The sequence below is a fragment of the Arthrobacter sp. B055-34 genome (assembly GCF_059090425.1).
Genome location: NZ_JBNHFQ010000004.1, coordinates 261551 through 275627, shown reverse-complemented (window position 1 = coordinate 275627; position 14077 = coordinate 261551). Strand labels below are relative to the sequence as shown.

Here is a 14077-nt window from a genome sequence, read left to right as displayed (position 1 = left end):
GTCAGCCCCAGTGGGGCGGGCGCTGTTCCTTTAGCCAGGCGTCCCGGTCCTCACGGTTGTCGCCCCAGGCACTCGGATCGTCCTCTTTGGCCCGGTCCGGGATGGCGCTGCCGCGAAGCGCCGCCGCGGCAGCCTTCCGTGTTTGCGGTTGCTGGTCCTGGAGTTCTGCCTGGGTTGCGGCGCCTTCCGTGGCGTTGGCGGAATTGTCCGTGCCGCCTGCCTGCCGGTCCGCGGAACGCTCCGCAGGCTTGTCGTCCTTGGCCACGTGCCTCCCCGTTCCTTCATGATCCGAATCCTGTAGTCCCAAGTATCCTCCGATCAGCTGCGCGCACTTCTCCGGGTCGGCAAAAACTTCGATGGTCCACAGCGTCAGCGGACGCCAACCGAGCCGCTCCAGCAGCTGTGGCCGCAGCCGGCTGCGCTCGCGCACACTCATCTTCCGGTACTGCGGTGTGCCGTCCGACTCCAACGCCACCGGCAGGGTCGGATGGTGGTCTCCCGGCAGCTGCAAGGGGTCTGCCGCTGCGACAATGTCCAGGATTCCCCGGTAGTGGTCCTGCACCTGCGCGCCCCGGCTGCGGATCCGCTCGACCAGATCCGCGACGAGTGGATCATCAATCCCGGCAGTGGCAGCCGATACGGTTACCCTGCCTGTACCGAGCTTGCGGTTGATCAGTTCATAGAAATCGATGGCCCCATGGCTCAGCCGTTCGGGGTCAAGGTCTTCCGGGCGGAAACATGTGAGCACGCGCAGCGAACGCCGCGCCCGCGTCATAGCCATGGCGAACCTACTCCGGCCATCCGGCTCCGACAAGGGACCAAAGTTATGCACTGCCCGGCCATGCGGGGTGCGCCCGTAACCAAGGGAAAAGACGATGTCGTCTCGGACCAGCCCGGAGGACCGCTCCACGGGAACCACACGGAAGGAATCCTCCGCCCGCTTGAAGAACTCCGAAGCAGCAGGATAATTGGGCATTTGCAGACGGATCGCCTCGGCCACGCGTGCCGCATGGCGGACGGTGGAGGTGATGACGGCCAGCGAACGCTGGGGCCGGTGGCGTGCGTGTTCAAAGACCAGATCCACAACCCGGTTGATTTCCGCCGGGACGCTTTCAACGCCCTCGTGGCCGGCACCGGGCAGGCCTGTTCCGTCCGGCAGGTATTCCACCACGAGTCCGTCACCGCCGGTGATTTCGCAGGCGGACGGGAGCCGGGTGAGGGCGCCGTCGTAAAATTCCTTGCTCAACGACTGCGCCAGTTCCATATCGACCGCGCGGTACAAGGTGGTCAACGGCAGTACCGGCAGGACGCGCGCCAGCGCGTGGTAGCTGCTGATGACAGGATCCGCCTCGGTGCCGGGCGCCAGGTCACGCTTCCGGTCCACATTGACTTCAAACGGTTCCGCCGTGCCCAACTGGCCGTCGCCGAAGGCGATGACCTGCTCGGCCCGTGCCATGGCTCCGACCGCGGACTGCAGGCTGGTGGCTTCGGCGTCGAGAATAATGACGGCATCGAACCGTTTCTCGGCCGGCAGTACCATCGGCAGAACCAGCGGAGAGGCCGCCCAGACTGGCATCAATGACGACACCAGCTGGCCCGACTGCTCGCTCAAGGACCGCAGAGTCGGTTCGGACGTCTTGAGCATCTCCCGCAGCCGCTCCGCCGCCTTGGGCTGGCTCTTGATGGCGTGCCGCCAGTTCTGGGCCAGCTCCCACCGCAGGCGTGCCGCGCCGGACGCGATATGGGCGTTATCGGCCAGCCGGTAGACCGCTTCCAGCTTGCGCAGGTTGTCGCCGTCGGACATGGCCAGGTAGTCGTCGCCGCTGATCATGGCTTCCAGGGCCGACTGCCACCAGGCAAGGTCCAGTTCGGCGCCGACATTCTCGGTAGCCACTTCACGCTCGGCCAGATCATCCAGCAGTTCGCCCAGGCCGTGCTCGCGCATCTGCTCCAGCAGCAGGGTCCGCTCCGGCAGGTTCACCAGCGTCTCGCGGTCGGCCGCCAGTGCTTCCAGCCGCTCCACCAATGCGTCCTGGTCCAGGTCGGCCAGCAGCACGCCGTCCGCCGGTTCCGCCAGGAGCCCGGAAAGCTTCTGCAGCTTCTTGTGGATACCGAGGTAGAAACTGTTCAGCTCCGCCAGGCCGGACGGCACCGACGGGTGACGCTGCGTGGTGGCGTATTCGGCCCACTTGCTGCGCTGCTGCTGCACGTCTGCCAGGGACTCGTGCAGGTCCGAAATGTGAACACCGGGACGCACATATTCCTTGGCCACCCGCCGCAGCCGGGACCGGGTCATGGAGCTCATTTCGATGCCGCGCTCGCGCCGCCAGCCGGAAGAGGCCGTTGCGGAAATCAGGTCCGTGACCGGCCGGTCGAAAATGTCCGGCGTGAACTTGTCCAGGCTGCCGCGCACGGCGACCAGCAACAGGAGCTGCTGCCCCCATTCGCGGAAGCTGGTGCCCAGGGAAATCTGGGAATGCTCCGCCACCCGGTTCATCTGCTCGCGCAGCTTGGGGATGTCGCGCGCAAGGTCAACAGAGAGCTGGTGGGCGTCTTCGGTTTCCTTGCGGTTGAGCAGCTTGGCGCCGAACCACGGGCTGTTGGTCGAGGACTTGCTGAAGCTGCCCAGTTCCGCCGCGCGGCGCAGCCGGCCGGTCAGTTCCGCCCGGTCTGCGATGCTGTCCAGCACGGAGCGCTTGAGCCGGACGGTGGTGGCCGGGGCCCGATCCAGCGAGGTGAGCTTGGCCAGCGACTGCATGGCCTGGTACGGCGAGCAGTTCCAGCGCTTGCGGACGTTGTGCAGCGACTGCACATGGTCCATCAGCTGGTGGCGGTGGTCGCTGAGCGTGGTGTGCAGTTTTTCCAGCTGCGGCGCCGTGGCCTGCTCATTGCGCATGATGGCCCGGACCAGCTGGTCCTTAAGCTGCTGGCTGGTGATGTTGGCGTTCAGCTGCAGCACCAGGGAGCCCAGCTTGAGCTCGTCGAGCTGCTTGGCGAACTGGTTCAGCGTGGTGCGCCGCTCCGCGACCACCAGGACGGATTTGCCTTCGAAGGCCAGCGTCGCCGCGGCGTTGATGGCGGTCTGGGTCTGGCCTGTCCCCGGCGGTGCGGAGACGACCACCGAGTGGCCGCTCTGGACCAGATCCAGGACGTGCTGCTGGGCCGGGTCTGCGTCAAGCACCAGGAACTCGTCCTGCGGTGCGCGCTCGTCCAGCGGCGGCAGGTCCACCTCGGGCACGGGCACGTGGTAGCCGGTTTCCGGATCCAGATCTGCCGCCATCATGGCGTTCAGCAGCGGGTGCGCGGAATCCAGGGCGGAGGTATCGGCACTGTTCGCCACATCGGCGAAGGTGGAGACCAGCAGATGATGCTCGATGGTCATGCTGCGCACGTCCTGGGTCAGCGACCGCAGCCGCTCCAGCACCGGATGCGGGTCGAACCGTGCGGTGCTGTACGCCAGCCGGGCCACGCCTTCGGGGTCGATGTCGACGCCCTGCTCGGCTTCAAGGTGCCTCACCAGTGCCGGGTTGAGCCTGGTCTGGTCCGTGAGCTGGAGTTCGTAGTCATCCTGGCTGGGCCGGACCGTCAGCGCCACCGGGGTGAGCATGATCGGGGCGTTCAGCGTCTCGGACCGGCCTACCTCGGGCACACGCCAGGAGGCGGTGCCCGCCGCAAGATAGCCGACGTCGATGCCGCGCTCCGTGCTGAGCTCGAAGATTTTGGAACGCAGGCTGCGGGCGGTCTTCATCGCCGCCGAGTACTGGGCGTGATCCCGCAGCAAGGTGGACAGCCGGGTGCGCCGGCCGGTCAGCAACTGGGCAAGACCGGACGGATGGGCGTGGGTGAGGTCGATGCTGTTCGTCGAGGACGGCGCGAAGTACAGCAGGGTATCTGTTCCCGCGTGCTGGCCCAGCTGTTTCAGCCAGTGCGTCAGAATATCCTCGGCAGCCTCGTCAGTGCGATCGCGCGACACGGCTACTCTCTTTTCTTCACTCTCGGGCACAAGCCTTGACCAAATTGGCATGTGTCTCAAACTATCGGATAGGACATGGCAAACGGGTGACCGCAACGCTCCCCGGCAGAATTTGCCGGGGAGTTCACAGCATTACCTGCTGCGAGGCTGCGGCCACCCGTCCGGGTTACTCCCACTCAATGGTTCCCGGCGGCTTGCTGGTGACATCGAGAACCACGCGGTTCACGCCGTCGACCTCGTTGGTGATGCGGTTCGAGATCCGCGCCAGCAGGTCATAGGGCAACCGGGACCAGTCAGCGGTCATGGCGTCCTCGCTGGAGACGGGGCGGAGCACGATCGGGTGGCCATAGGTGCGGCCGTCGCCCTGGACTCCGACGCTGCGCACGTCGGCCAGCAGCACCACAGGCATCTGCCAGACTTCGTTATCCAGGCCGGCAGCAGTCAGCTCAGCGCGGGCGATCGCATCCGCCTTGCGCAGCAGCTCCAGGCGCTCGGCCGTGATGTCGCCGACTATGCGGATGCCCAGCCCGGGGCCGGGGAACGGCTGGCGGCCGACGATCTCGGCCGGCAGGCCCAGCTGGGCGCCAACGGAACGGACTTCGTCCTTGAACAGAGTGCGCAGCGGCTCCACCAATTCGAACTGCAGGTCCTCGGGCAGGCCGCCGACGTTGTGGTGGCTCTTGATGTTGGCAGCACCCTCGCCGCCGCCGGACTCGACGACGTCCGGGTACAACGTGCCTTGGACCAGGAACTTGATGCTTTCGCCCTCGGCCGCCGCTTCGGCGATGATGGCGCGTTCGGCCTCTTCGAAGGCGCGGATGAACTCGCGGCCGATGATCTTGCGCTTGGTTTCCGGATCGCTGACACCGGCCAGCGCGGACAGGAAGCGCTCCTGCTCGTTGGCCACGTACAGGTTCACGCCGGTGGCGGCGACGAAGTCCCGCTCCACCTGTTCGGCTTCGCCTTCGCGCAGCAGACCGTGGTCCACGAACACACAGGTCAGCTGGTCCCCTACGGCGCGCTGCACCAGGGCGGCGGCCACGGCGGAGTCCACCCCGCCGGAGAGTCCGCAGATCACGCGCGAGGTGCCGACCTGCTCGCGGATGCGCTCGACTTGCTCTTCGAGAATGTTGCCGGTGGTCCAGTTCGGCTCCACCTTGGCGCCCTTGAACAGGAAGTTCTCCAGAACCTGCTGGCCGTGGGCCGAGTGCTTGACCTCCGGGTGCCACTGCACTCCGTACAGCGCCTTCTCCTCGTTGGCGAAGGCGGCTACCGGGGCACCGGCCGTGCTGGCGAGGACCTCGAAGCCATCCGGAGCCTCGTGCACCGAGTCACCGTGGCTCATCCAGGTGTTCTGCGTTTCCGGCACACCTTCGAGAATGGAGCGCGCCTGGCCCACCGTGGTGGTGTCCGTGGCCCCGTATTCGCGGAGTCCGGTCTGGGCCACCTTGCCGCCGAGGGCGTTGGCCATGGCCTGGAAGCCGTAGCAGATGCCGAGAACCGGGACGCCGGCTTCGAACAGGTCGGCGCCGACGCGCGGTGCGCCGTCGGCGTAAACGCTGGACGGCCCGCCGGAGAGGATGATGGCGGCCGGGTTCTTGGCCAGCAGCTGCTCTGTGGTGTGGGTGTGCGGAACGATTTCGGAATACACGTTGGCCTCGCGTACGCGGCGGGCGATCAGCTGCGCATACTGGGCCCCGTAGTCAACGACAAGTACGGGCCGGTGGTCCGTGGCGGCGGGGGCTGGATTAGTCACCCACTAAGGATAGTCGCCGCGCGCGGCTGCTTGCACATTGGCCTCCGGCGGCGCCGTCGGCGTACTGTTCCGGCTGTTCGGGATGCTCCGTCCGCGCAGGGCGTCCCGGCTGTTAACGCCAGCGGACGACGGCGGGTGGGTACCCGCCGTCGTCCGCTTGGATTTGATGCGTTGAGGTTTATCCGTGGAATTGCGCGCTGGCTTAGTAGCGCTTGGCTGCTTCGGGATGCTCGGCCAGGTCTTCTTCCACCTGCCGGTGGACGCGCTTTTCCAGCAGGATCGAGAGGAACGGGATGACACCGCCCAAGGCGATCAGGATGAACCGGGTGAACGGCCAGCGCATCAGGGACCACAGGCGGAAGTCGGCGATCAGGTACAGCACGTACAGCCAGCCGTGGGCAATCAGGACGGCGATGGAGAGGTTGACGCCTTCCACCACCGAAGGTTCCGCCTGCGCCAAGCCAAGTGCAAAGGTCTCCCCGGTGAGCGTATTGGTGGCTCCGGCGAAGAGGAACAGGTTGAAGCCATAGCGCAGGATCATCTCCGCGCAGAGCAGCAGCAGCATGACGCCGGTGATGTACGAAGTGACCTTGTAGAACGTCAGCGCCGAGCGGATCTGCGCGTGCGTGCCGCCGTAGCGCCGCTTGGCCGGACGGGCCTTGGCGGGAGCCTGCGGGGCATCCGGGTTCGGCTGGTTCACGTTATCTGTCACTTGCTTACCTCGTTGTTTTTATCGGTGCCGCCCTGGAGGCCGGCCAGATGGCGGGCCTCTTCGGCGGCGAATTCTTCGTCCTCGAGCGTCCGGCGGTAGTCGTCAGCGACAAGCCGCCACCAAAGGAAGATGGCGAAGCCGGCGAAGACTACCCACTCCACCGCATAGAAGATGTTCATCCAGTTGACCGGCGTCTCCTGCGGCTGCGGGTCCACGATAACCGGCTCCATGGCGGTGCCGGCGGTGGCCTTGTCCAGATCCTCGCCCGCCACCGTAAAGTCCGTGCCGACCACAAAACCTGCATACGCCGGGGCGTTCCAGAGGTTGATCAGTTCCGCCACGGACAGGGTCGCCACTTCCCCCGCAGGGGTCTGCCCAGGCACTGGTGCTTCGGTCGGCAGCAGGCGTCCGACGACGGTCGCCTCACCTTCCGGTGCCGTCGTCGCGTCCGCCGGATCCGCCACCCAACCGCGGACTACGGGGACGAAAACGTCTTCGTCGTTCTGTTCGGGAGCACCGTCAACGGTAAACCTGGTGACTACCCAGTACCCTTCCTCGCCGTCCTGCAGCCGGGTCTGCACCAGCACCTGGTCCGCCGGACGGAACCGGCCGTCGAGACTGACCATCTGGTCGGCCTGCGAGGCATGCATCGGGCTGCCGGGCTCAAAGACCTCGGTCAGCGGCTGGACGGTTTCAGTCTGGCCGGGAGGCGGCGGGGCCTCGCTTTGGGATGCAGAAAACTGCCACTGGCTCAAGAGTACAAAGACTGTCGAAACGACCAGTGCCAGCACCAACGCCGCGATCCAGCGGGGTTTGAGGGCAGTTTTCAGCACCTATTAACCCTACTTCGTGCCCCTGTAGAAAACGAATCTGCCTGCGCGTCCCGAAAGGCTTCCTTAGGACCGGCGGTGTCTCAGGAATCGGAGAAGTCGATGGTGGAGTTGATCAGCTCGGCAATGACGCCCGGGTCATAGGCCCTGCGGAGCGACTCACGGAAGTTCTCTTTCATCAGGGACCGCGCCAGCGTGGCCAGCACCTCCAGGTGCTCCGAAAACGAGGCGGCCGGTGTCGCCATCAGCAGCACGAGGTTGGCCGGTCCGTCCACGGCACCGAAATCGAGGCTGTGGCCGAATTTCGTCACGCCCACGGCGATGGACGTGTGCTGCACGAACTCGCTGCGCGCGTGCGGCAGGCCCACGCCGCCGGGCAGGCCCGTGGCCAGCTGGTGTTCCCGGGCGTTGACCTGTGCCAGAAAACCGTCCAGATCCGAGATGCGGCCGGCTGCATGCAGTGTTCCGGCCAGCTGCGCGGCGGCGTCCTGCTTATCCACCGCCACCAGGTCCAGCAGCACCAGTGCCGGCGTGGTGAGATCGAGTTCAGTCATGCGCGTCAGTGCCTCCGTCCGTGTTCACAGCCGGCGCCTCAGCTGAGCGGAACAATGTCGTCCACACCCATGCGCGCACTGTCGGCGGAGATATCGTCAGGCTGTTCCTGGCTCAGCCGCTCGGCTTCCACCCGGGCAAGGTAGTGCTTGACTTCCCGCGCTTCCTGCTCATCGCTCCAGCGCAGCAGCGGCGCCATGAGGGCCGCTACCACGGGGGCGGCCGAGACACCGCGGTCCCAGGCTTCAATGGAGATCCGGGTACGCCGGGTGAGCACGTCGTCGATATGGCGGGCGCCCTCATGCGTGGTGGCGTAGACGATTTCGGCCTGCAAATAGTCATCCGCGCCCGGCAGCGGCTCCGCCAGCTCGGGGCTGCCTGTGATGATGTCCAGCACTTCATCCGTCATGGAACCGTAGCGGTTGAGCAGGTGCTCCACCCGTGCCACATGGACTCCCGCACGGTCGGCCATGCGGCTGCGCTTGTTCCACTTCGCCTTGAACCCGGAGGCGCCGAGCAGCGGAACAATCTCCGTGCAGCTCGGCGGCACGCGTTCGTCCAGGGCACGTGCGGCTTCGTCCACTGCGTCCCTGGCCATGACCCGGTAGGTGGTGTACTTGCCGCCCGCCACCACTACCAGCCCGGGAACCGGATGCGCGACAACGTGTTCGCGGGAGAGCTTGGCCGTGTCGTCGTTCTCGCCGGCCAGCAGGGGCCGCAGCCCGGCATAAACGCCCTCCACATCCTCGCGCGTCAGCGGGCGGCTGAGCACCTGGTTCACATGCTCGAGCAGATAGTCAATGTCCTTGGACGACGCCGCAGGGTGGGCCTTGTCCAGGTCCCAGCTGGTATCCGTGGTGCCGATGATCCAATGCCGGCCCCACGGGATGACGAACAGCACGGACTTTTCGGTCCGCAGGATCAGCCCCACGGTGGACTGGAAGCGGTCCCGGGGCACCACCAGGTGGATGCCCTTCGAGGCCCGCACTTTCAGCTGGCCGCGCTCGGTAACCATGGCCTGGGTTTCGTCGGTCCAGATCCCGGTGGCGTTAACAACCTGTTTGGCCCGGATATCGAACTCGGTGCCGTCCTCCTGATTGCGGACGCGCGCGCCAACCACACGTTCGCCCTCGCGCAGGAAGTTGATGACCTTCAGCCGGTTGGCTGCATGCGCCCCGTACTCCGCCGCCGTCCGGACGAGGTTGACTACCAGCCGCGCGTCGTCGACCTGGGCGTCGTAGTAGCGGATGGATCCAACGAAGGCGTCCTTCTTCAGGCTCGGCGCCGCCCGCAAGGTGCCGTGCCGCGACAGGTGCTTGTGGAACGGCACTCCGCGGCCGTGGCCGCTGGCCACCGACAGCGCGTCATAAAGCGCGACGCCGGCGCCCACGTAGGGACGCTCGACGAACCGTTTGGTCAGCGGATAGAGGAAAGGCACCGGGCGGACCAGGTGCGGCGCGATGCGCTGCAGCAGCAGGCCGCGTTCCTGGAGGGCTTCACGGACCAGGGCAAAGTCCAGCATCTCCAGGTAGCGAAGCCCGCCGTGGATGAGCTTGGAGGACCGGGAGGACGTGCCGGAGGACCAGTCCCGGGCCTCCACAATGCCGACGTCGAGGCCGCGGGTGACGGCGTCCAGCGCAGCGCCGGCGCCGACCACTCCCCCGCCGACAATCAGTATGTCCAGCTCCCGGTCGTGGTCCTGCGTGGCCCGCAGGGCGGCCAGGGCCTCCTCACGGCTTTCAGGACTCATAGCTCCGGAACTCATACTCAGTCAGCCTCCAGGCATCGGCGGATCACTCGTTTGATATGTACGGCGAGAGGACTACCTCGCACCGCTGGAACTCCTTCAGGTCCGAGTAGCCGGTAGTGGCCATGGACCGGCGCAGCGCGCCCACCAGGTTGGATGTGCCGTTGGTGTGGTGTGAGGGCCCGTAGAGTACCTCGGCCAGCGGGCCGACCGTGCCGATCCTGACGCGGTCACCGCGCGGCAGCTCGTGGTGGTGGGCTTCCTGGCCCCAATGCCAGCCGCGGCCCGGAGCCTCCTCGGCTCGGGCCAGGGCGGCGCCGAGCATGACGGCATCCGCGCCCATGGCGATGGCCTTGACGATGTCCCCGCTGGTGCCCAGTCCGCCGTCGGCAATCACGTGGACATAGCGGCCGCCGGACTCGTCCATGTAGTCGCGGCGTGCCGCGGCCACGTCGGAGATCGCCGAGGCGAGGGGCGAATGGATGCCCAGCGCGCGCCGCGTCGTCGTTGTTGCGCCGCCGCCGAAGCCCACGAGCACACCGGCTGCGCCGGTGCGCATCAGGTGCAGGGCGGGGGTGTAGCCCGCGGCGCCGCCGACGATCACGGGAACGTCCAGTTCGTAGATGAACTGCTTAAGGTTCAGCGGCTCATGCTCGCGCGAAACGTGCTCGGCAGAAACCGTGGTGCCGCGGATCACGAAAATGTCCACGCCGGCGGCGAGTACGGTCTTGTAGAACTCCTGGGTGCGCTGCGGCGTCAGGGAGCCGGCCACCGTCACCCCGGCTTCGCGGATTTCGGCCAGGCGCGAGGTGATCAGGTCGGACTGGATCGGAGCCTCGTAGATTTCCTGCATCCGCTTGGTGGCGGCGGGGCTGAAGTTTTCTTCGCTCAGCGCGGTGATCTCATCGAGCATCGGCTCCGGGTCTTCGTAACGGGTCCACAAACCCTCGAGGTTGAGCACACCCAGGCCGCCCAGCCTACCGACCGCAATCGCCGTGGCCGGCGACATGACCGAGTCCATCGGGGCCGCGATCACCGGCATGTCGAACTGGTAGGCATCGATCTGCCAGCTGACGGAGACATCCTGGGGGTCACGCGTGCGCCTCGAGGGAACAATCGCTACATCATCCAGGGAGTAGGCTCTGCGCCCACGCTTGCCACGGCCAATCTCAATCTCGTAAGTCACGGCTCTAGGTTATCCCACCACGGCGCGCACACCGGGCCGGGGCGCCGACTGTGGACAGCCCGGGTCCGTCCACAGTCCGGCGCTGGCCGGCCCTCCACCGGACGGCCTACCCGGACAGGGACGTTGCCGCGGCCTCCTCCGCCGCCTGGATGTCCTCCATCCGGTCCGCCAGAGCGGCGAAGTGCGCGATCCGTTCTTCGGCAGGACACTGCGGATCGACGGCGTCGGCCAGCTGCTGCCACCGCTCGCCGGCGGCCGCGTACAACTGCCCAGGCTGCTGCAGCCGGTCCAGGCCGTCCAGCGCTGCTGCCTCGGCCAGGAACTGCGCGTAGAGCGGCCGCAGCGCCGCCGGCCCTCCCCAGGCGGTTCCCGCCAGGCACTCCTTGATCCGTTCCAGCCCGAACCGCAGCCGCTGCTCGTCGGCGAACATCGCGGGCCAGCCTTTCTTGGTCCTGGTATCGCGCAGCCGGGCGGTCCAGGTCTGCATCCCGGCCAGCCCGAAATTCTTCGCGACATGTGCGGGGATTCCGGCCGGCGGTACCGTTCCGAGCAGTACGTCCGCCGTTTCCGCCACCGAATCCAGTACGCTCTGGCGCAGCTGATCCACGGTGGTCTCGCCGGGATCGACCACGGAGGCCTGCCAGTGCTTGTCCTTCTTGCGTTTGCCGCGTGCGCCCGCCAGCTCGGCCGCCGTTACCCCACGCAGTTGCCGGCCGCCGTCGTCAATCAGGTACCCGCCGTTGGCCTTGCCAGCCACCACCACATCCACGGAATCGGTGTGCTCCAGCGCATCCGAGTGGTACCAGGGCAAGGCGCCCTGGGTAACTTTGACGACGACGGCGCGGCCGGCTTCCAGCGCGGCGTCCAGATTGTCCTGGGCTGCTTTGGTGCTAGTGGTTGACTTTTCCTCCACAAGCGCGCCGCTGCGGTTGATCAGGTTGCCCGTGTAGGGGCCGGGATGGAAGCGAGTGACTATCGTCGCCGTCGTGATTTGTTCGTATTCGAAGGTGAACACCATGAAACCGATGCCGCCGGCCAGCCCGGAGAGCATCGCTTCGGTAAAGGGTGTGCCGGTAACCGGATTTTCGACCCCGGCCTGGGCCAGGACACGCTGCCACAGCCCTGCGTCGCGCTGCGCCAGCGGCGCGGCGGGCGGGTAACCGGGCAGCAGGCCCGGCAGGGACGGATCCGCCGGCAGATCCCTGAGCAACTGCAGGCGGGCTGTCGTGTAACTCTCGTCCGTCTTCTGCATGCGTTCGCGAACCCGGGACTTAAAGTGCTTTTGCCGGACCATCATGCCTCTTTCTGCACGCGCCGACGTCCGGCCCCACGCACCGCTGACGCCAACACGTCACAAAAGGAGTGTCCACGTGGTCGCTCACCCGGAGGCTCAACCTCCTTTGCTCCCGCGGTTCCCGGCCGCGTGGGTGCCGGTGAAGGGAGTTAGGCGATGGGCGTCGCCGATCACAGCCTAGTAGGACCGCCGCGGGCGCACAACAGACACAGCGCTGGCGGCACAACCGGCGGCACAACACGGCGCAGAAGGAGCGCGAAACGCATGCGATAACCGGATGCACCCAACGACGGCGAAGGCCCGGGCTTGGGTGCCCGGGCCTTCGTCTGACGCTACTGGCGATGGCGCCGCCGGTTGCTGGAAACCGGCCGCTGCGCAGTGCGGCTACCGCTTGTACTGCTGTTGGCTACCGCTTGTAGTTCGGTGCCTCCGCCGTGATCATGATGTCGTGCGGGTGGGACTCCTTGAGCCCGGCCCCGGTGATACGGACGAACTTGCCCTTTTCCTTGAGTTCGGCGATGGTGCGGGCGCCGGTGTAGAACATCGTCTGGCGCAGACCGCCGACCAGCTGGTGCGCGACGGCGGAGAGGGGGCCGCGGTACGGCACCTGTCCTTCGATGCCTTCGGGGATGAGCTTCTCGTCGTCCGGTACGTCGGCCTGGAAGTAGCGGTCCTTCGAGTAGGACGTGTTCTTGCCGCGGGTCTGCATGGCGCCCAGCGAACCCATGCCGCGGTAGGCCTTGAACTGCTTGCCGTTGACGAAGACCAAGTCACCCGGGCTTTCGGCAGCACCGGCGAGCAGCGACCCCAGCATCACGGTATCGGCGCCGGCAACCAAGGCCTTGCCGATATCGCCCGAGTACTGCAGACCGCCGTCGGCGATCAGCGGCACGCCGGCCGGAATAGCTGCCTTGGCGGACTCGTAGATCGCGGTCACCTGCGGCACGCCGACGCCGGCCACCACGCGGGTGGTGCAGATCGAGCCCGGGCCCACGCCCACCTTGATGGCATCGGCACCGGCGTCGATCAGGGCCTGGGCACCCTCGCGGGTGGCGGCCTGTCCGCCGATAATGTCCACATGAGCCGCGGCCGGATCCTTCTTTAGCCGAGCGATCATATCCAGCACACCGCTGCTGTGGCCGTTGGCCGTATCGACCACGAGGAGGTCGGCGCCGGCGTCGATCATGGCCATGCCGCGTTCGTAACCGTCGCCGAAGAAGCCGATAGCGGCGCCCACACGCAGACGGCCCTCATCGTCCTTGGTGGCCAGCGGGTACTGCTCGGCCTTGTCGAAGTCCTTGACCGTAATCAGGCCCTGAAGCATTCCGGCGTCGTCGACCAGCGGCAGCTTCTCGATCCGGTTCTTGCCCAGCAGTTCGATCACCTCGGGCCGGCTGATGCCGACCTTGCCGGTGATCAGTGGCATCGCGGTCATCACCTCATGCACTTTAGTGGTCGGGTAGTCCGCGCGCGGCACAAAGCGGGTATCGCGATTGGTGCAGATGCCAAGCAGCTTCCCGTCCGTGTCCACCACGGGCAGTCCGGACACGCGGTAGTTGAAGCAGAGTTCGTCCAGTTCGGCCAGGGTCGCGTCCGGGGAGATGGTCACCGGATTGGTGATCATGCCGGATTCGCTGCGCTTGACCCGGTCCACGTGCTCGGCCTGGTCCTGGATGGAAAGGTTGCGGTGGATTACCCCAAGACCGCCCTGACGTGCCATCGCGATGGCCATCCGGGACTCGGTCACGGTATCCATGGCCGCCGAGAGCAGCGGGGTCTGGACCGTAATGCGCTTGGACAACCGGGAGCTGGTGTCAGCCTCGGAAGGGATGACATCTGTCGGGCCGGGCAGCAGCAGCACGTCGTCGTAGGTCAAGCCCTCGAAGGCGAACGGGTTAAATTCTTGAGTCACTGTGCGGCCTTTCGGAGATACACCGGAATGGGGAGCGGCCAATGTCGCGGGGGGTTACCGGTACAGAGGTGGATAGTTACATCCTAAAACCATTTGCCACCCGGCTCTATTTCGT

Annotated in this window: 9 protein-coding genes; all 9 read right to left on the bottom strand. The window is 66.3% G+C overall.

Translation table 11 applies throughout. From position 1 onward, the window contains the following. Position 1 precedes the first annotated feature (1 nt). Positions 2 to 4024, bottom strand: a complete 4023-nt coding sequence (locus tag AC5RWO_RS09830; RefSeq protein ID WP_498731199.1) for a DUF4011 domain-containing protein — start codon at positions 4022 to 4024, stop codon at positions 2 to 4. Positions 4025 to 4139: 115 nt separating this feature from the next. Continuing rightward, positions 4140 to 5729: a glutamine-hydrolyzing GMP synthase gene (gene guaA / locus AC5RWO_RS09825; RefSeq protein WP_498731198.1), complete on the bottom strand. Its 1590-nt coding sequence runs from the start codon at positions 5727 to 5729 to the stop codon at positions 4140 to 4142. A gap of 202 nt (positions 5730 to 5931) precedes the next feature. After that, complete coding sequence (locus AC5RWO_RS09820) at positions 5932 to 6429, bottom strand: DUF3817 domain-containing protein (protein ID WP_074703308.1); 498 nt, start codon at positions 6427 to 6429, stop codon at positions 5932 to 5934. Positions 6430 to 6437: 8 nt separating this feature from the next. Beyond that, a complete protein-coding gene (locus tag AC5RWO_RS09815) occupies positions 6438 to 7274 on the bottom strand; it encodes an SURF1 family protein (RefSeq protein WP_498731197.1) in 837 nt (278 codons plus the stop codon). 80 nt (positions 7275 to 7354) lie between these two features. Continuing rightward, positions 7355 to 7825, bottom strand: coding sequence for a PTS sugar transporter subunit IIA (locus AC5RWO_RS09810; RefSeq protein WP_074701402.1), 471 nt, complete (start codon positions 7823 to 7825; stop codon positions 7355 to 7357). 38 nt (positions 7826 to 7863) lie between these two features. Beyond that, on the bottom strand, positions 7864 to 9588 hold the full coding sequence (locus tag AC5RWO_RS09805; RefSeq protein WP_498731196.1) for a glycerol-3-phosphate dehydrogenase/oxidase: 1725 nt from the start codon (positions 9586 to 9588) through the stop codon (positions 7864 to 7866). Positions 9589 to 9616: 28 nt separating this feature from the next. After that, the gene (locus AC5RWO_RS09800) at positions 9617 to 10756 is read right to left on the bottom strand and encodes a GuaB3 family IMP dehydrogenase-related protein (RefSeq protein ID WP_498731195.1); all 1140 of its coding nucleotides are present in this window, start codon (positions 10754 to 10756) and stop codon (positions 9617 to 9619) included. Between the two features lie 106 nt (positions 10757 to 10862). Continuing rightward, positions 10863 to 12053 (bottom strand): BtrH N-terminal domain-containing protein, encoded by a 1191-nt coding sequence (locus AC5RWO_RS09795; protein ID WP_498731194.1) that lies wholly within the window; start codon positions 12051 to 12053, stop codon positions 10863 to 10865. A gap of 403 nt (positions 12054 to 12456) precedes the next feature. After that, positions 12457 to 13962, bottom strand: coding sequence for an IMP dehydrogenase (guaB, locus tag AC5RWO_RS09790; protein WP_074701396.1), 1506 nt, complete (start codon positions 13960 to 13962; stop codon positions 12457 to 12459). Between the last annotated feature and the right edge of the window lie 115 nt (positions 13963 to 14077).

What these genes read in the sequence shown, in the direction of transcription:
- AC5RWO_RS09830 (WP_498731199.1), bottom strand. Translation starts at nt 4,024, where the DNA reads ATGCCAATTTGGTCAAGGCTTGTGCCCGAGAGTGAAGAAAAGAGAGTA.
- AC5RWO_RS09795 (WP_498731194.1), bottom strand. Translation starts at nt 12,053, where the DNA reads ATGATGGTCCGGCAAAAGCACTTTAAGTCCCGGGTTCGCGAACGCATG.
- AC5RWO_RS09805 (WP_498731196.1), bottom strand. Translation starts at nt 9,588, where the DNA reads ATGAGTTCCGGAGCTATGAGTCCTGAAAGCCGTGAGGAGGCCCTGGCC.
- AC5RWO_RS09810 (WP_074701402.1), bottom strand. Translation starts at nt 7,825, where the DNA reads ATGACTGAACTCGATCTCACCACGCCGGCACTGGTGCTGCTGGACCTG.